Here is a 17,588-nt window from a genome sequence, read left to right on the forward strand (position 1 = left end):
CGGCTAGCGAAACGTTGTCGCGGATGGAAAGATGCCTTCAGACACCAAACTCTCATCAATGGTTCTGTAATTTTTTATTGACAGAACTTATTGACGGCAGTGGCACGTGTTCATATAAAAAATATTAATGAGGGTAATAAATAATGATGAAGCGCAATATTCTGGCAGTGGTGATCCCTGCCCTGCTGGTAGCCGGTGCAGCCAACGCTGCAGAAATCTATAACAAAAACGGCAACAAACTGGACTTCTATGGGAAAATGGTCGGCGAGCACGTCTGGACCACCAATGGCGACACCAGCAGCGACGATACCACCTATGCCCGTATCGGCCTGAAAGGCGAAACTCAGATCAACGATCAGCTGACCGGTTACGGCCAGTGGGAATACAACATGGATGCGTCCAACGTTGAAGGTTCCCAACCGACGAAAACCCGTCTGGCGTTCGCGGGTCTGAAAGCGGGCGAATACGGTTCATTCGACTACGGCCGTAACTACGGCGCGATCTACGATGTCGAAGCAGCAACCGATATGCTGGTTGAATGGGGCGGCGACGGCTGGAACTACACCGACAACTACATGACCGGCCGTACCAACGGCGTGGCAACCTACCGTAACTCTGACTTCTTTGGTCTGGTTGACGGTCTGAGCTTCGCGCTGCAGTACCAGGGTAAAAACGACCACGACCGTGCGGTTCGCAAGCAGAATGGCGACGGCTTCAGCACCGCAGCCACCTACGCGTTCGACAACGGTATCGCACTGTCTGCAGGCTACTCCGGCTCCAACCGTAGCGTCGATCAGAAAGCTGACGGCAATGGCGACAAAGCCGAAGCCTGGGCAACCTCTGCAAAATATGACGCCAACAACGTCTATGCAGCGGTCATGTACTCTCAGACCTACAACATGACTCCGGAAGAAGATAACCACTTCGCGGGCAAAACCCAGAACTTTGAAGCTGTCGTACAGTATCAGTTCGACTTCGGCCTGCGTCCGTCCATCGGTTACGTGCAGACCAAAGGTAAAGACCTGCAGTCACGTGCTGGCTTCTCCGGCGGCGATGCGGATCTGGTTAAATACATCGAAGTGGGTACCTGGTACTACTTCAACAAGAACATGAACGTCTACGCTGCGTATAAATTCAACCAGCTGGACGACAACGATTACACCAAAGCGGCTGGCGTAGCCACCGACGACCAGGCGGCCGTGGGTATCGTTTACCAGTTCTAATCTGCAGTACACCCCTTCGTGATATGCCTTCAAAGCAGGACTTCGGTCCTGCTTTTCTGTATTCGTGAGGCAAAGATCGTATCTTTCGAAAACCTTCTCGCTTTTTGTCGCAAACGGTTGGCAATTCGTTATTCTCCCGTTAACCTGATAGCGGATTTCCCTTCAGTAATCACAATGGAACCTCGTCATGTTTGAGAACATTACCGCCGCCCCAGCCGACCCGATTTTAGGTCTGGCCGATCTGTTTCGTGCCGATGACCGCCCTGAAAAAATTAACCTCGGAATTGGTGTTTACAAGGATGAAACCGGTAAAACACCCGTTCTGACCAGCGTCAAGAAAGCAGAGCAGTACCTGCTGGAAAATGAAACGACTAAAAACTATCTGGGCATCGATGGTATTCCTGAATTTGGTCGCTGCACCCAGGAGCTGCTGTTCGGTAAAGGCAATGCGATTATCGCTGATAAACGCGCCCGCACTGCGCAGACCCCTGGCGGTACTGGCGCTCTGCGTGTCGCGGCTGACTTCCTCGCCAAAAACACCGACGTGAAACGCGTGTGGGTGAGCAACCCAAGCTGGCCGAACCACAAGAGCGTGTTTACCTCTGCCGGGCTGGAAGTGCGCGAATATACCTACTACGACGCCGCTAACCATGCGCTGGACTTTGAGGGTCTGCTGGCCAGCCTGACCGAAGCCCAGGCCGGCGACGTGGTGCTGTTCCACGGCTGCTGCCACAACCCGACCGGTATCGATCCGACGCTCGACCAGTGGCAGCAGCTGGCTCAGCTGTCAGTGGAAAAAGGCTGGCTCCCGCTGTTTGATTTCGCCTACCAGGGCTTTGCCCGCGGTCTGGAAGAAGATGCTGAAGGTCTGCGCGCCTTTGCTGCGCTGCACAAAGAGCTGCTGGTCGCCAGCTCCTACTCGAAAAACTTTGGCCTGTACAACGAGCGCGTCGGCGCCTGCACGCTGGTCGCCGCCGATCAGGAGACCGTTGACCGCGCATTCAGTCAGATGAAATCGGTGATCCGCGCCAACTACTCCAACCCGCCTGCGCATGGCGCCTCCGTGGTCGCCACCATTCTGAGCAACGATGCGCTGCGTGCGATCTGGGAGCAGGAGCTGACCGATATGCGCCAGCGCATCCAGCGTATGCGCCTGCTGTTCGTCAACACCCTGCAGGAGAAAGGCGCGAGCCGCGACTTCAGCTTTATCAGCCAGCAGAACGGCATGTTCTCATTCAGCGGCCTGACTAAAGAACAGGTGCTGCGCCTGCGTGAAGAGTTCGCCATCTATGCGGTTGCTTCCGGACGTATCAACGTGGCCGGGATGACGCCTGACAATATGGCGCCGCTGTGCGAAGCCATCGTCGCAGTACTGTAAGCGACAGCGTGCTCTAAGCGAGATAAAAGAAAAAGGCCGCAAATGCGGCCTTTTTTATGTGTTCGCGTCATGTCTGTTACCAGACCGGCATCTCATCCTGCAGGAACGGGTTGTTACGGCGTTCCTCACCCAGCGTCGACAGCGGACCATGGCCGGGAATAAAGGTCACGTCATCGCCCAGCGGCAACAGCTTATCCTTAATGGCCGCAATCAGCTGTCCATGGTCGCCGCGTGGAAAATCGCTGCGCCCCACCCCGCCTTTAAAAATCACGTCTCCGGAAATGAGCAATCGGGAAGCGTCATCAAAGAAGACCACGTGACCCGGCGTATGGCCCGGACAGTGCAGTACCTGCAGCGCCACATTCCCTACATTGACCACATCGCCTTCATTGAGCCAGCGATCCGGACGCAGCGGCTGGCAATCCTCCAGGCCGAACATCCGGCTTTGCGCCGGCAATCCTTCCAGCCAGAACTCATCTTCTTTTTCCGGACCAATAACCGGTACGCCATAATGCTGCGCCAGTTCCGCAGCGGCGCCGACGTGATCGAGATGGCCATGCGTCAGCAGGATCTGCATCAGCGTGACGCCCGCCTCCGCCACCACCGCTTTGATACGTTCAGCATCGCCGCCAGGATCGACCAGCGCCGCCAGGCGGGTTTGTTCGCACCAGATGAGAGAACAGTTCTGCGCGAACGCGGTAACCGGAATAATACGATAGTTCATGACGCTCCTTTCGTTACCAGTGCCTTACGGGACCGGTATCAATATGCACAAAGTTACTACGTGGGTAATATCCTACACCACCTGCGCGCATAGATAACGCCGCTTTGCGAATATTGCTTAACGAAATACCTTCAATATGGAAATCCATTGCCTGCCCCTTGGTGTGATAGCTGTGTTTTGCCACACCACGGCTTCGTGCGCGAAGCTCATCATTGGTATCGAGGGAACGATAACCAGAAATAAGCTGGACAGGTTTGTTGGTGCCAAGCAATCCCTGCAACCGATAAAGATGATCGAACAGATTTGGATCGATGGACTTAATTTTATTCGCGCGGTAATCACGGAAAAAATGATTAAGTCTTGCTAATTCATCCTGAATATAGCCTCTGCCATCGAAAAACTCCGCCTTGAGCGATTCACCGGTATGCAGGTTATTCAGCGTCAAAATACGCGGGCGGGGGGTCGAGAGGGTGGCAAATGCCGGCGCAGGGAGAATGGCGGCAGCACCCAGCGCAGCACCACCCAACGCCAGCAATCTGCGGCGATTAGCGTCAAATTTGTCCATGATAATCAGGTCTACAGTCAATGAATCGTTATATACTTTTTCCGCATCGCGCGAGGCTAACCGCCAGCTCGCCATCGCTCGCCACAGCCGTGATGCTGTCCGGCAAAGGAGAGCGTTCGCGCTGACCGCGCTACGCATTGAGCGGAATGATATGTATATGCACTTCTGGCGCACGAAAGGCACCTTACCGGGCATTATTGCCAACGTCAAGGCAGCCTCACCCCAGGAAAATCGGGCGCTGCAGAGGAGCAGCGCCCTTTTTTACCCAGTGCTAGGACAACAAAATCCATTGAACTACTTCATTTACCTGATTAATTGTTCCGCTTTCGTCAGAATTTGTGCACTGGATCGCGCGGTGAGATCGTAATTGTAAATATCTGTTCGATATTGTGTACGTCCATCAGCGTCCACAAAAGCCGTTAAGTAATATAAATTCACCGGTATATTTTGCCGAATATTGACATAGCGCGTATCCCCTTGCTTCAGGGCATCGGAAATACGCGTGTCGTTCCAGCCCGCATCCTGCAGCAACATATTGGCCAGCTCCGAGGCCTTATTGACGCGTACGCAGCCGGAGCTGAGCGCGCGAACATCTTTCTGGAACAGATTATGGTTCGGCGTATCGTGCAGATAAATAGCATCTGAACTCGGCATATTAAACTTGTAGCGGCCCAGTGAGTTACGCGCTCCAGGCGCCTGCTGAAAACGGAACGGTAAATTATTCTCGGTGATGGTCGACCAGTCGACCCGATAAGGATCGATGGTCTCTTTACTGTTCCAGCCGCGCATCACGGTGTAGCCATGCTGCTCCAGATAGCCTGGATTGTTACGCACCTTCGGCAGGATATCTTTGCGCGCCAGCGTCGGCGGCACGTTCCACGGTGGATTGACCACCACGTTGTTCAGCGCGCTGCTCATCATTGGCGTTTTGCGGTCCGGACGCCCGACGATCACCCGCGAGGCCAGCACCTGGCTGCCATCCTGGTAATAGACCAGCGAGAAAGCGGGAATATTCACCATAATGCCGGTCGACAGTTTGCCCGGTAGCAGGCGTAAACGCTGAATATTCAAGGCCAGCACCCCCGCACGCTGCGCGGAAGAGACGTTGAGCCAGTCGCGGGTGGACTGGCCAATGACGCCATCCGCACCCAGCCCCTGCATGGCCTGAAAGCGCTTAACCCCCTCCACCAGCTGGCGATCGTACACGCCGCGCGCCGCGGGTTTGCTCTTTTTCTTCGCCGACGGGCTCACCACATCGCCGGGCAGAACGATATTGGCGGTATTGTCCAGCATCCCGGTACGCTGGAGGATCTCGCGCAGGGCACCGATATCATTGCTCCATTCGCCGGGGCGCAGCGAGCCGCTACCGGTCATCTGCGGCCACGGGCGAGAATCAGCCACCAGCGCCAACAACGACTGGTGCATGGCCTCATACTGCGGATGATGCGGCGCCAGGCCAGCGATAAACGCTGGCAGGGAGCCATTGTCCAGCGCCAGCTGCCACTGGTTAATCACCGATAGCGGCGGGGTCGCCATCTTGTACGGCGTCGAGCTATATAGCCAGCGGGTCCCCTGGGTGGGGATGCCGCTGATAAAGTGCAAATAGCCCATCATGGCATCCGACAACACCACATCGCGCGCCATGCCGCTGACGGCGGGATCGGTCAGCAGGCTGACCCAGGTGGTAAACTGCGGCTGAAAACCGGCGATGGCGATCTCCGCCAGCTGCTGCTGGAACGCCTGCACCGCCTCGCGGTTCTCCCACATCGGTTTCATATCTCTGGCGGCGTACAGCGACACCAGCGGATTGATAAAGACAGGTTTGTACCCTGCCGGCAACAGCGCCTCGATCTGGGCGCGACTGTTTGCCGCCGCCTCCATCGACAGCGGCTGCTCACCGGCCAGCTTCGCGACCGCCGGCGATTGCCCATCGCTTTGCGTCAGCGCGACGGAAAGCTCTCCAGGCGTAGCGGAGCTATCACCAGGTACGACTTCAGGCTCTGCGGCCTGGACATTGAACAGCGGAGCAAATGCCAGTGCCAGGCTCAGGCTGAGCGCTGACAATGGACGACCATACCGTTTCTTTAGCAACATCCCTTGCCCCCTGTTGTCACACATTGCCGCCCACAAATTAGTGGGCTTTATCACAGTATATAAAGACGGAAAGGCTTTTGCCTTACCTAATGTAAAGAAGCTTAAAGATTATACCACCCAGGCATACCAGGCTGGATAGCAAAAAGGGCAACTTAACGTTGCCCTTTTCAGCGCTTAGCCGCCAGAATTTAGCCGCAGCCTCAGGAGGCGTCGGCCGTTCCCGGCAGTGCTTCCGGTACCGGTGCGGCAAAACCGCGCAGGCCGACAACGTGTACGTGTTCGTGATTATTAAACACTTTACGCACCAGTTTATAGGTCGTGCCTTTTTCCGGGCTGATATTTTCCGGCGCCGCGATAATCAGCTGCATCTCCAGACGTTCGCACAGCTCGAACAACGTGGCGATGGAGCGGGCGTCGAGACGCGCCGCTTCATCGAGGAACAGCAGACGGCAAGGCGAGATATCCTTGCCGCGCAGGCGACGAGACTCATCTTCCCAGCTCTGCACCACCATTACCAGAATCGACATCCCGGTACCGATCGCTTCCCCGGTCGACAGCGCGCCGGACTCCGCGCGCAGCCAGCCGTCGGAGCCGCGGTTAACTTCCACTTCCATCTCCAGATAGTTGCGGTAGTCGAGTAGCTCTTCGCCGATGGTTTGCGGCGTGCGCTGCCCCATGTCGATCTGCGGGTTCAGGCGCTGATACAGCTTGGCCAGCGCTTCCGAGAAGGTCAGGCGATTGCTGTTAAACAGATCCTGATGCTGCTCATGCTGTTCAGACAGGACATCCAGCAGCGTCGAGTGGGTCTCGCGCACGTTAACGTTCAGACGCACGCTGTTAACCTGGCCGAACGAGACGCTCTGCAGACCCTGGTTGAGCATCCGGATACGATTCTGTTCACGCTGAATGGTTTTGCGAATGATATTCGCCACGCTGCGGGAACTGATCGCCAGCTTCTGTTCGCGGTTGGTCAGCTCTTCGGTCAGACGACTGAGCTCGATCTCCATCTGCTCGATCGCTTCCACCGGGTCATCGGTACGAATAATATCCTGACGGATACGCTCGCGCAGATGCTGATAGACGGCGACGAAGAACTGGATTTTGCGCTCCGGACGTTTCGGATCTTCCGAAATACGCAGCACGTCGCGCAGATGTTCGTTATCGGCGACCGCCAGACGCAGCGCACCGAGCGCCTTATCCGACATCGAACGCAGTTCGTCGGCAGAGAGATAGGCCAGTTCGCGGCGATGCAGACGACGTTCGACGCCATTGTCTTTCACCAGACGCATCACCGCGCACCAGCCCGCCTTGGCGCTGACAACCTGCTCACGCATTTCGCAGTAATCGCGTTCCAGCTTGCGCAGTTTACGGGTCAGGTTGTCCATTTCCGCTTCGCAGAAGGTCAACGCTTTTTCCAGCTGATTGCGACGGGAGCGGTTGTTGCTCAGCTGCGTGTGCAGCTCGTCACGACGCTGACGCGCGCGCTCTTCCGCCCCGGCATCGGCACGCACGCCGATATCCTGCAGCTCTTTATACAGATCGTTGAGCAGCTCTTTTTTGGTGTCATACGAGCTCTTCAGCGACGCCAGCACCTGGTTGTACTGGTTCAACTGCGCAACGTGGCTACGCATCGCTTCGCGCGCGCGGCTACGCTCAGATTCCGCTTGTTGCAGACGCTGGCGCAGCTTCTCGTTGAGATCGCTGTTGCCACTGAGCATCTCCGCCGAATCGGAGTAGCTGAAGTGGGCCCGGCGCTGCACGACTTCCGCCAGCGCAAAGGCCTGCTGACGCGCATCGCGCTGGGTTTGCTGCGCATAGGCGTAATCTTCTTTCAGCTGCTCAAACTGCTCCGGATCGCTCTGCAATACCGAGACGATCGGCTCCAGCTTCGCCAGCTGATTGCCATGCTGCTGAATAAAGCGCACTGCCTCCTGCGCTTCGTCCAGACGTTCCTGGATCTCGTCCACGCGGTCAGCCAGCGTATCATCCGCCAGCAGGTTCAGGCGCGGCAGCAGGCGGTTGAGCGCCGACACGCCCTCTTTCGCCTGCTCATACTGCACGCGGTTCTGTTGGTTATCGCTCTCATGGGCGTTCAGCGCACGCTCCAGCTCGCCGCGGCGGCTGTTAAGCTTGCGGATCTCTTCTTCCGGATCGTCCTCGAAAGCCACCGCCAGATGGCTGCCAATGAAGCGGCTGAAAGCCTGGTGAAGACGCTGGGTTTTCTGCACGTCGAACGACAGGGTCGCGAAACGCTCGGAGAGACTCTCACGCTCAGCATGCAGTGTTTCGATGCGATTTTCGCGCGCCGCGCGACCAAACAGCGGCAGCGTTGGGAAACGTGAATAACGCCACTGGCGGTCGGCAATCTTCACCACCACCGCTTTTTCCAGCTCGTCAACGCTGAACACGCTGTCGTCGAAGGACTGCGGATCGCCTTCGATCAGATACAGGTCTTCCGGACAATCTTCCAGCCCTTCGAGCTGCTCCGCCACCTGCGACAGATCCGGCACCACGATCGCATGGCGCGATGGGCCATACAGCGCGGAGAAGTACGGCGCATCTTCGAGGCTAACGTCGTCATAAATTTCCGACAACAGGACGCCGCCAAAGCGCTCCGCCAGCGCGTTCAGACGCGGGTCTTCAGAGCCGCCCGGCTGACTGAGTCGCTCGATCTCTTCGTCGATGGCACGCTTGCGGGCGCCGACCTCGTCACGTTCAACGATAGCCTCACGCTCACGCTCCAGCAGCTGCTGCAGGTATTCGGTGACCTCCTGGCCGGACTCAAACTGTTCGCCGCTCTGCTCGCACAGCTGGTTGAGACTGTTCTGCGCCGCCAGCCAGATCGGCGCCCGGCGCATCAGCGTCTGGGTGCGCGACTGCAGTTGCTCCAGCTCCTGACGCAGGGTCATGCGCTGTTCCTGAGCGTTAGAGACGCTGTCGGCCAGCGACGCGATGCGCGCTTCCAGCTCCTGATGCAGCGTTTCCAGATCGTCGATATCGTAGCGTTTGCCCTGGCGTTTGCAGAACTCAGCCAGCTGACGCTCGGCGTCCTGCTGCTCGCGCAGACGCTGTTCCAGCTCGTTGAGACGGCTGCGCAGCCCCTGCGCCTGCTCGGCCTGGTGGCGCTGGTTAACGCCGTCGCGCAGCAATTCGCGCGCCACGTCCCAGGCTTCATTACGCGCCAGCGGGCCGTTAATCGCCGCCACCAGCTGGTACGCCTGTTCGAACTGGCTGTGCGCGGTTTGCGCCACGCTCATTTTCTGTTCCAGCGACAGCATTTTCTCCGTCGCTTCCTGCTCTTTCGCCTGGAAGGTTTCCAGCCACTCGTCGGCGCTCTCTGGCGTCAGATCCGGCAGATGGCACAGCGCCTTCGCGCGCTCCAGCGCCTGCAGCGCCTGGTTATACTGAATGGCGCGGGTCTGCTGGACGTCGAGCGCCTGCTGATAGTCGGCGAGCTGGTTTTTCAGCTCATCCACTTCCAGTTCTGCGGCTTCGGCGCGGGCTTCGTTCTCTTCCTGCAGGTCGGTGGCTTCCGCCACCACTTCATTCTGCTCTTCCAGACGGATCTGCAGCTCATCGAGATCCGCTTCGTAGCGCTCAATTTTTTCCTGCTGACGCAGGGCGGTCTGCACCAGGTTCAGGTGATCGCTGGCGGCCTGGTAATCGGCTTCCAGATCGCCCTCCGCGCCGTTGTGCTCCTGCAGCTCGCGCGCCATCTCGACGTGCTTATACTGCTCGGCCGCCAACTGCGAACGCGAGGTAAAGAGATCGCGACGATACTCCAGCGCCTTATCCAGGTGAATGCGCCGCTCGTTGGCGTGACGCATATAGTCCGCCGCCACGTAGTTGGTGGCTTCGCTGATCAGGTGTTTAAACAGATCGCGATCGGACTGGGTAACGCGAATGGCTTCCAGCGTCATGCGGTTTTCCCGCAGCGCCGCTTCCATATCCTGGAACGCTTTACGCACGCCGCTGTTTTCCGGCAGCAGGTAGTCGCGCAGCGAGCGGGTAATGGTGCTGGAGATCCCGCCGTACAGCGAGGCCTCAATCAGGCGGTAGTATTTGCTACGATCGGAGGCGGAACGCAGACGACGCGCCACCACGCCCAGATCGAACATTAGCGAGTGATATTCGGTGATCGAGTTGAACTGTTTAAACTGGACGCCTTCCATCGCCTCGAGTTTGTCTTTCAGCTCATTGAGACTGACCACGCGCGCCTGACGATCGTTCAGCGTTTCGGTCAACAGCTGGGTCGGCAGGATAGAGGTCGGCAGTCCCTGAATGGCGAACGGCTTAATATCGACTTTACGATCGCGTCCGGCGACCTGTTGTAGGCGCACGCCGACCACCACGCGCTGGTGGCGGGAGTTGATCACATCGAGTACCGAGTAACACACCCCGGCGCGCAGCTTACCGTGCAGGCCTTTATCGCGTGAGCCGCTGGTGGCCCCCGCTTCGGTGGTGTTACGGAAGTGCAGCAGGGTTAAATCCGGGATCAGCGCCGTGACGAAAGCCGCCATGGTCGTGGACTTACCCGCGCCGTTCCCCCCGGAGAGGGTGGTCACCAGTTCATCAAGATCAAAGGTCCGGGCAAAGAAACCGTTCCAGTTAACCAGCGTTAGCGAGCGAAACTTACCGCGTTCAATCATTACTCTTCCTCCCCGCTATCCGGCTGGTTTTCTTCATTCTCATCATTGAGCTGCAGGTGATTTTCCAGAGCCATCGCTTCCCCGTCGCGGATCAGGCGGCGCTGCGCCTCGCGCGGGTCGTCGCCGGCGCGCACATCGGCGCCAAAGCGGAATACCGATTCGGTAATGCGAAACTTGCTGCTGTCATGGCCCATAAACCACACCATCCCCAGGCGGCGCAGGCGGTTAAGCGACGCGCGCATTTTTTCCTGCAGCTTCTGGCGGTCCAGATCCGAACCGGTGGAACGATTGTTCACCAGCTTCAGCAGCCTGGATTCATCCGCCAGGGTCAGCAGTTCGTCATAGAGCTCCTGCTGGGTGAAAATCCCTTCGTTTGCCAGGCGCTCCGGGCTGAGATAGAGATAGCAAAGAATTTTGCCCACCATCATATCCAGCTCCGACAGCACCGAGCGCGAAATCAGCGTGGTGGAGCGCGGGCGCAGATAGAAGAACCCTTCCGGAGCGCGGATCAACTCGACGTTATAGCGAGCGTAAAATTCTTCCAGGTAATCCTGGAAATCCATCAAAAATGCGTGATTATCCAGCTCGTCGAGACCGATATGACGGCCCGCGCGCAGGGCGCTGTCCAGCGCCGGAAATAACGGATTGGCCAACGCCTGCGCCAGCTTAACCGGCATCACTTGTTCAATATTTGTCAATGACATGCGCCTGTACCTTGGCTCCGTAATCATTAATCGGCTGCCATTTTGCCGGCAGTCCGGTGAAATCTGCCTGGGCGACGCCCAGCTGTACCGCCTGATCCACGACGATCCGCGCCACGTCGAAGTGACGTCCGCGCGGATACTGCGCCAGGAACTCCCGCGCCACCAGGCCGAGGTCCAGCGGTATTCCCTTCTCTTTATAGACCGCCAGCTGCGCTTCGATCAGCGCCGCCAGCTGCTCGCGAATTTCGTTAAACTCTTCAAATTCGAGATCCGCCGGCAGTTCGCCGGTGACCTCTTCATCGCGCAGCGCCATCTCTTCATCGCGCATATCCAGCAGACGGTCGGCGTTGGCGTAAGTCAGCGCCCACGGTTCATCAAAATAGGTCTGTACCGACTGGCGCAGACGCTGGGCGAAGACGCGGTTCTTATCCATATCGATAGCGGTACGGATAAACTTGTGCACATGGCGGTCGTAGCCGATCCACAGGTCAATCGCCTGCTGACCCCAGCTGACGATGCGGTCGAGTTTGCTTTGCAGGTCGAATACCAGCCGGTCGACAAAATGCAAATCGTCGCGCGCCATGGTCGAATCCTGAATGCGCAGCAGATTCGCCTGCAGTTTATCCCCCGCCGCATCCAGCGTATCCTGCAGTTCGCGCAGGGTGCCAGAGGTTTCCGACAGCAGCAGTTCACAGCTGGAAATCGCCGCGCGCCAGTCTTTATTTAACAACTGTGCGATATCGTCTTTCACCAGCTGCTGCTGCTCATCCATAATGCGCTGCGTCAGGTCGATGCTGTCGAAAATTTCCGCCACGGAATATTTCAGCGGAGCGAAAACATTGCGATGCCAGTGGAACTCATCCCCGCCCTCTTCTGCCGCATCCGCCGCACGCTTCAGCTCGCCGGCGACGATCGACAGCTGCATCGAGAGACGCAGCGTCGAGAATTCACGCTGACGGATATAGTAATCGGTGATCCCGATCCCCAACGGCGTCAGGCGATAGATCGCATTGCCTTCGGTAATTTCGCTGGTAAAGCGGTTCAGCAGACGCTGGCGCACCAAATCGTTGATCGCATTATTGGCGCGCTGGCTGATGGTTTCGCTGGTCTGCTCAAACGCATCACTGACGTGGCGGAACGCATCCACCAGTTCTCCCTCGCTCATTTCCCCTTCCAGCCGTTCGCCGTTCAGCGTGGCGACCGCCAGCAGAAAAGAGAGTCTGTCGACCGGCAGCGAGATAGAAAAATCATTTTTCCTGGCCCAGGCAACCAGTTCGGGGACTGTCTGGGAAAATTCACTCATACTTTATCCTTGCATCTGCGGCTATGAGCCTGGCTCTTAAGCGCGGTGACATGAATATAACGGCCCAGGCTGAGATACGGCTCCTGACGACAGTAGCGCGTTTCCAGCTCCAGCAGCGCCGCATAGCTGTCATGCTGTTGGCGTTTTTCACGCAGATAATCATGAAACACCCGCACGCCGGTTTTGCTGACAATCTGCCAGCCAATCTCTTCCAGCCAGTGATAAACCTGCTGCGGCTCACGCGGATAATCCGGCGACAGCGTGCGTTTTTTCTTTTTTGGCATGCCCAATTGTACGTAATCGAAATTACCAGCCACCATATTGTGCATCAGCAGGCCGTTAGCATTGTAGAACATCAACGACAGCCCACCGCCAGGACGCAGTGTCGACCACAGCGTACGCAGCACCTCCTGGGGCTCCGCCACCCACTCCAGCACCGCATGAAACAGTACCAGATCAACCGGGCTTTCCAAATGCTGCGCAATATCCTGAGCCGCGCATTGTACAAAATGCATGTTGTCGATCACACCTTTATCGACGGCCGCCTGGCGGGCGCGCGCCACCATTTCAGCGGAGAGATCGCACAGCGTCACGTGATGGCCCAGTTGCGCCACTTTAATGGCTGTTTGCCCTTCGCCGCCGCCGGCATCCAGCACCCTCAGCGGTCCCGGCCCCAGCTGCGCCAGCAGCGGTTCCAGATCCTGCCAGAGGATCGCCTGGCGCAGCTGACCTTTTGTGGTGCCGTAAATATTGCGCGAAAACTTTTCAGCAATGTCATCGAAATTGCGATCCTGCACGGGCGACTCCACAAGCCAACACAAAACCGCTATTTTGTCATACCCACGCCGAGAATGAAGCGATCTGTTATAAGATCCGAACATAACTTTGGTTATATGGTTAAAAAAGGAACCATCTGGCATGCTTTTCACGCTAAAAAAGATCGTCGGCGGTCTGCTGTTGCCGCTTCCCGCCCTGCTGTTGCTGATCGGGATCGGGATCGCGCTGTTATGGTTCAGCCGCTTTCAACGTACCGGCAAGCTATGCGTGAGCCTCGGCTGGCTGCTGCTGGCGCTGCTGAGCCTGCAACCGGTGGCCGACAGCCTGTTGAAACCGATTGAAGATAGCTACCCCACCTGGCGCGGCGAGCAGCCGGTGAGCTACGTGGTGGTGTTGGGCGGCGGCTATACCTGGAATCCGGAGTGGGCGCCAAGCTCTAATCTTATCAATAACAGCCTGCCGCGCCTGACGGAGGGCATTCGCCTGTGGCAGGCGAATCCCGGGTCGAAAATGATCTTCACCGGCGCGGCAGCGAAAACGAATCCCGTCAGCACGGCAGAAGCTGGGGCGAGAGTCGCGGAGAGCCTCGGCGTACCACGCAGCGATATCATCGTGCTCGATCGGCCGAAAGATACAGAAGAGGAAGCGCAGGCGGTGAAGCGCGCCATCGGCGATGCGCCCTTCCTGCTGGTCACTTCGGCGTCACACCTGCCACGGGCGATGATTTTCTTTCGTCATGCCGGTCTGGATCCCCTGCCCGCGCCGGCAAATCAGTTAGCGGTGACCTCGCCGCTTAATCCGTGGGAGCGAGCCATCCCCTCCCCGGTATGGCTGATGCACAGCGACCGGGTCGGCTATGAAACCCTCGGTCGCGTCTGGCAATGGCTGAAAGGTGGCTCAGGCGAGCCAGGGCAGGAGTGATTTTGTCGCGAGGTCGAAACGGGCGCGGTCAAAGCGCCCGGTATTGACCAGATTATCCACCTCATCCCACAGCAGATAGAGCCAGCGCCGCCAGACAAAGGCCTCGGAAACTGGCGCCTGCTGCAGGTAGCGCCACAGCAACTGTTCCGCCTGGCCGCCTTCTGCAAGGCGGAACAGTTCATACTCGCGTGGCGCCCACAGCATCATCCCCGGGCCCACCATCGCCAGCAGCTGATCGCTGCGTGGGTCTTTCAGCATACTGCGCAAGGTGAAATTACCGTGTACCAGCACGGCATTGTCATTGAAATCGCGAAACAGCTCCGGAAGGCACTCGCGGGAGCGGAACAAAATACGCTTATCCTGCATCGTCAGGCCGGTATCCTGATACAGGTTCAGGGTGCTCCACAGCATCTCTACCCGCTGGCGGTACCAGTTCGACCACAGATTGTCCTGGGTATTGTCGACCATTCCTACGCAGCCGCCGCTGTCCTGACGATGCCAGGCGAGCAGCGCCTCGACGATTTGCTCCTGCAGTTGCTCCCAGCGCGCTGGTGTGCGCGTGGGGGCCTCCACCGGAACGCCGCGCAAGCGCTCAAGCAGCAGCACATCCGGCCCGGGATGCTCTTCATGCGTCATCACGCCGTAAACCACCGGCATGCGCACTGTACCACTGCGCGCGAGGGTGGAGATCTTCCATGCCAGTTGCCGCGCCACACCGGGCGTGGTGAAACTGCGCGCCAGCAGCGGCATCGGGTTTCCCTGCGCGTCGTACAGGGACCACAGCGCCGTAGCGGGTTTTTCACTGACACACTCCACCCGGCTCAGCTTTTCGCCAAGCAGGTGACTGAGTTCGGTTCGCAACTGTTCCATTGTCGATTACCCCTATGAACACTACTGGTTTCATAATGAGCGCCCGCACCTGGGTTGTCATCGAATAAGATCAAAAAGGGACAAAAAAAGCGAAAAACCGGCGGGGATATCCCCCCCTGCAAGGAGGGGACAGGGGATTAACGCAGTTCAGCGCGGACGCGCTCCAGATCTTCCGGGGTATCCACACCGGTGCCGGGCACTTCTGCCGCCACGGCAACATGGATTTTCTCGCCATACCACAGCACCCGCAGCTGCTCGAGCATTTCAATCTGCTCCAGCGGGCTCGGCGCCCAGCTAACATAGCGGCGAATAAAGCCAGCGCGGTAGCCATAAATGCCGATGTGACGCAGCAGGGAATCACCGATGGTCTCGCGGGAGTGGGCAAAGCGATCGCGATCCCAGGGTATGGTGGCACGGGAGAAATAAAGCGCATAACCTTGCGCATCCATCACCACTTTCACCGCATTTGGATTAAACGCCTCTTCCGCATCGTGGATCGGTACCGCCAGCGTCGCCATTCCACTGCTGCTGGACGCCAGATTCTCCGCCACCTGGCGGACGATCGCCGGGGGGATCATCGGCTCATCGCCCTGAATATTGACGATGATAGTGTCATCGCTGAATGCGCACTTCTCCACCACTTCCGCCAGCCGTTCAGTGCCGGACTGGTGATCGGCGCGGGTCATGCACACTTCACCACCCGCCGCTTCAACGGCGCTGGCCACGTCCGGATGATCGGTGGCGACAATAATGCGATCCGCGCCGGATTCGCGCGCGCGCTCCAGCACGTGGACAATCATCGGTTTGCCGTTAATGTCCTGCAGTGGTTTTCCCGGCAGGCGCGTAGAGGCGAAACGCGCAGGAATAATAACCACGAAACTCATGAGTGACTCTCTTCAACCGTCAGCGCTCGGGCCTCTGTCTCCAGCAGCACAGGAATACCATCGCGCAGCGGAAACGCCAGACTATCAAGTTTGCAAATAAGTTCTTGCTTATCCTGACTGTAATACAGCTTACCGTTACAGACCGGGCAGGCGATGATTTCAAGTAAACGGTGATCCATGTTTCCTCCTGATGGACCGGATAGATTTCACAGCAGCATATCACAGGAAGGTCGGCGCCGGGATCAATCGGCGTTGATTTCCCACCCCTGCTCCTGGCCGACAAACAGCCCTTCCGGCAAGCCTCGGCACAGGATCCGCTCCGCCGATTGCCAGCGCGCGAAGTCGTTAATCGCCCGGCGCAGCCCCTGCTCAAGGCCACGGGTGATCTTCACCCCCTCCTCCAGCCACAGAGAGAAGATCTCCAGCTCCTGGCTTTTGCGATGTATTTTACTGTCCATCCGCCCAACCAGTTTTCCCTGGTGCAGCAGGGGCAGTACGAAGTAGCCATACTGCCGCTTCGGCGCTGGGGTATAGCACTCCAGGCGATAGCTGAAGTTGAAGAGTTGCTCCGCGCGTTTCCGATCCCAGACCACCGGGTCAAAAGGAGAGAGCACGGCGCTATGGCTGGCGATCAGCTTACCACCAGGCGCTGACTCAAGCTGCGCCAGCGCGTCGCGATGCAACCACATCTCGCCGAGTGCTTCCACGTTAACCGGCACCACCAGGCCCTCTTCCTGCCAGGCAGCCAGCAGACCCGGTAGCGACGGCTGGCGCAAGCGATAGTAATCGGCCAGCCACTGGGGACGAAAGATACCGAGGCTGCGGGCGCTGTTGCGCAGCATGATGGCCTCTGCGTCTTCGCGGGACAGCGCGTCGCGTTCGTCATCCCAGTCCGGCATCACCCGCTGGGTTAAATCATACACGCGGTGAAAATTGCGTCGTTCCACCACCATCACTTCGCCGGCGGTAAACAGCCCTTCCAGATGGCGCTTATGCGGTTTCCACTCCCACCAGCCGCTGGCGCCTTTGCGCGGGTGGATAAAATCCGCCGAGCGAACCGGGCCGTTTTGCCCGATATGCGCCAGCAGCTCTGCAATACTCCCGGCATGCTCCTCCATCCACGCGCGATGGTATTTCCAGCCCATATTGTCGGGATTCAACATGCGATGGCGCACCAGGGCGAAATCGCTGCGCGGTAGAAAGCAGGCTTCATGCGCCCAGTATTCCATTAGCTCGCCGCTGCGCAACGACTCATCCAGCCAGTGCTGCGGATAGCTGCCGAGGCGGCTGAACAGCACCAGATAGGGGCTGCGGGCCACCACGTTGATGGTATCGATTTGCAGCAGCGACATCTGCTGGATGGTGGAAAGAATGTCTTTCGGGCGAGCGCGACGTCGGGGCTTCTTTAACAACCCCTGCGCCGCGAGATGGAGGTGGCGCGCCTCGTTAAGCGATAATTGCAATACCGACATGCAGGTTCTCCGTCAGGAATTCCA

General features: G+C 58.0%; 14 protein-coding genes. 3 read left to right on the plus strand and 11 right to left on the minus strand.

The genetic code is table 11. The features are described 5' to 3' along the window. Window positions 1-143 precede the first annotated feature (143 nt). Together ompK35 and FHW76_RS05360 are read left to right on the plus strand one after the other, a co-directional pair. Entirely contained in the window at window positions 144-1,223 is a 1,080-nt protein-coding gene (gene ompK35, locus FHW76_RS05355) for a porin OmpK35 (protein WP_008805872.1), read from the plus strand. A gap of 187 nt (window positions 1,224-1,410) precedes the next feature. Further along, a complete protein-coding gene (locus FHW76_RS05360) occupies window positions 1,411-2,601 on the plus strand; it encodes an amino acid aminotransferase (protein ID WP_008805871.1) in 1,191 nt (396 codons plus the stop codon). 76 nt (window positions 2,602-2,677) lie between these two features. On the opposite strand, the gene FHW76_RS05365 is transcribed toward FHW76_RS05360, so the two are convergent. The 7 genes from FHW76_RS05365 to cmoM all read right to left on the minus strand — a co-directional run bounded on the left by FHW76_RS05365 (window position 2,678) and on the right by cmoM (window position 13,437). After that, entirely contained in the window at window positions 2,678-3,325 is a 648-nt protein-coding gene (locus FHW76_RS05365; RefSeq protein WP_008805870.1) for an MBL fold metallo-hydrolase, read from the minus strand. A 13-nt stretch (window positions 3,326-3,338) separates the two neighbouring features. Further along, window positions 3,339-3,890 (minus strand): YcbK family protein, encoded by a 552-nt coding sequence (locus FHW76_RS05370; protein WP_004201403.1) that lies wholly within the window; start codon window positions 3,888-3,890, stop codon window positions 3,339-3,341. A gap of 303 nt (window positions 3,891-4,193) precedes the next feature. Further along, the gene (gene ldtD, locus FHW76_RS05375) at window positions 4,194-5,984 is read right to left on the minus strand and encodes a L,D-transpeptidase (protein WP_012542312.1); all 1,791 of its coding nucleotides are present in this window, start codon (window positions 5,982-5,984) and stop codon (window positions 4,194-4,196) included. Window positions 5,985-6,184: 200 nt separating this feature from the next. Further along, on the minus strand, window positions 6,185-10,633 hold the full coding sequence (mukB, locus tag FHW76_RS05380) for a chromosome partition protein MukB (protein WP_172870632.1): 4,449 nt from the start codon (window positions 10,631-10,633) through the stop codon (window positions 6,185-6,187). Beyond that, complete coding sequence (mukE, locus tag FHW76_RS05385; protein WP_004150840.1) at window positions 10,633-11,337, minus strand: chromosome partition protein MukE; 705 nt, start codon at window positions 11,335-11,337, stop codon at window positions 10,633-10,635. The genes mukB and mukE overlap by 1 nt, the downstream gene beginning before the upstream one ends. After that, a complete protein-coding gene (mukF, locus tag FHW76_RS05390; protein WP_008805866.1) occupies window positions 11,318-12,640 on the minus strand; it encodes a chromosome partition protein MukF in 1,323 nt (440 codons plus the stop codon). The genes mukE and mukF overlap by 20 nt, the downstream gene beginning before the upstream one ends. Then, window positions 12,637-13,437, minus strand: a complete 801-nt coding sequence (gene cmoM / locus FHW76_RS05395; RefSeq protein ID WP_016160569.1) for a tRNA uridine 5-oxyacetic acid(34) methyltransferase CmoM — start codon at window positions 13,435-13,437, stop codon at window positions 12,637-12,639. The genes mukF and cmoM overlap by 4 nt, the downstream gene beginning before the upstream one ends. 121 nt (window positions 13,438-13,558) lie before the next feature. Here cmoM and elyC point away from each other — a divergent pair, with 121 nt between their 5' ends. Further along, window positions 13,559-14,338: an envelope biogenesis factor ElyC gene (gene elyC / locus FHW76_RS05400; RefSeq protein WP_008805864.1), complete on the plus strand. Its 780-nt coding sequence runs from the start codon at window positions 13,559-13,561 to the stop codon at window positions 14,336-14,338. On the opposite strand, the gene FHW76_RS05405 is transcribed toward elyC, so the two are convergent. From FHW76_RS05405 to FHW76_RS05420, 4 genes are all read right to left on the minus strand, one after another. After that, window positions 14,315-15,208, minus strand: a complete 894-nt coding sequence (locus tag FHW76_RS05405; RefSeq protein ID WP_008805863.1) for a YcbJ family phosphotransferase — start codon at window positions 15,206-15,208, stop codon at window positions 14,315-14,317. The genes elyC and FHW76_RS05405 overlap by 24 nt on opposite strands. 137 nt (window positions 15,209-15,345) lie before the next feature. Beyond that, window positions 15,346-16,092 carry a 3-deoxy-manno-octulosonate cytidylyltransferase gene (kdsB, locus tag FHW76_RS05410; RefSeq protein WP_012542315.1) on the minus strand — a complete coding sequence of 249 codons (747 nt, stop codon included), beginning with the start codon at window positions 16,090-16,092 and terminating at the stop codon, window positions 15,346-15,348. Continuing rightward, a complete protein-coding gene (gene ycaR / locus FHW76_RS05415; RefSeq protein ID WP_012542316.1) occupies window positions 16,089-16,271 on the minus strand; it encodes a protein YcaR in 183 nt (60 codons plus the stop codon). The genes kdsB and ycaR overlap by 4 nt, the downstream gene beginning before the upstream one ends. A 63-nt stretch (window positions 16,272-16,334) precedes the next feature. Beyond that, complete coding sequence (locus FHW76_RS05420; RefSeq protein ID WP_012968617.1) at window positions 16,335-17,564, minus strand: winged helix-turn-helix domain-containing protein; 1,230 nt, start codon at window positions 17,562-17,564, stop codon at window positions 16,335-16,337. Window positions 17,565-17,588: the final 24 nt, after the last annotated feature.

This window comes from Klebsiella sp. RC2 (genome assembly GCF_014192815.1).
Taxonomy (GTDB): domain Bacteria; phylum Pseudomonadota; class Gammaproteobacteria; order Enterobacterales; family Enterobacteriaceae; genus Klebsiella; species Klebsiella variicola.

Coding starts and splice junctions, on each gene's coding strand:
- FHW76_RS05420 (WP_012968617.1), bottom strand. CDS start 17,564: ATGTCGGTATTGCAATTATCGCTTAACGAGGCGCGCCACCTCCATCTC.
- FHW76_RS05365 (WP_008805870.1), bottom strand. CDS start 3,325: ATGAACTATCGTATTATTCCGGTTACCGCGTTCGCGCAGAACTGTTCT.
- FHW76_RS05405 (WP_008805863.1), bottom strand. CDS start 15,208: ATGGAACAGTTGCGAACCGAACTCAGTCACCTGCTTGGCGAAAAGCTG.
- ldtD (WP_012542312.1), bottom strand. CDS start 5,984: ATGTTGCTAAAGAAACGGTATGGTCGTCCATTGTCAGCGCTCAGCCTG.
- ompK35 (WP_008805872.1), top strand. CDS start 144: ATGATGAAGCGCAATATTCTGGCAGTGGTGATCCCTGCCCTGCTGGTA.
- FHW76_RS05370 (WP_004201403.1), bottom strand. CDS start 3,890: ATGGACAAATTTGACGCTAATCGCCGCAGATTGCTGGCGTTGGGTGGT.
- FHW76_RS05360 (WP_008805871.1), top strand. CDS start 1,411: ATGTTTGAGAACATTACCGCCGCCCCAGCCGACCCGATTTTAGGTCTG.
- ycaR (WP_012542316.1), bottom strand. CDS start 16,271: ATGGATCACCGTTTACTTGAAATCATCGCCTGCCCGGTCTGTAACGGT.
- kdsB (WP_012542315.1), bottom strand. CDS start 16,092: ATGAGTTTCGTGGTTATTATTCCTGCGCGTTTCGCCTCTACGCGCCTG.
- mukE (WP_004150840.1), bottom strand. CDS start 11,337: ATGTCATTGACAAATATTGAACAAGTGATGCCGGTTAAGCTGGCGCAG.
- mukF (WP_008805866.1), bottom strand. CDS start 12,640: ATGAGTGAATTTTCCCAGACAGTCCCCGAACTGGTTGCCTGGGCCAGG.
- elyC (WP_008805864.1), top strand. CDS start 13,559: ATGCTTTTCACGCTAAAAAAGATCGTCGGCGGTCTGCTGTTGCCGCTT.
- mukB (WP_172870632.1), bottom strand. CDS start 10,633: ATGATTGAACGCGGTAAGTTTCGCTCGCTAACGCTGGTTAACTGGAAC.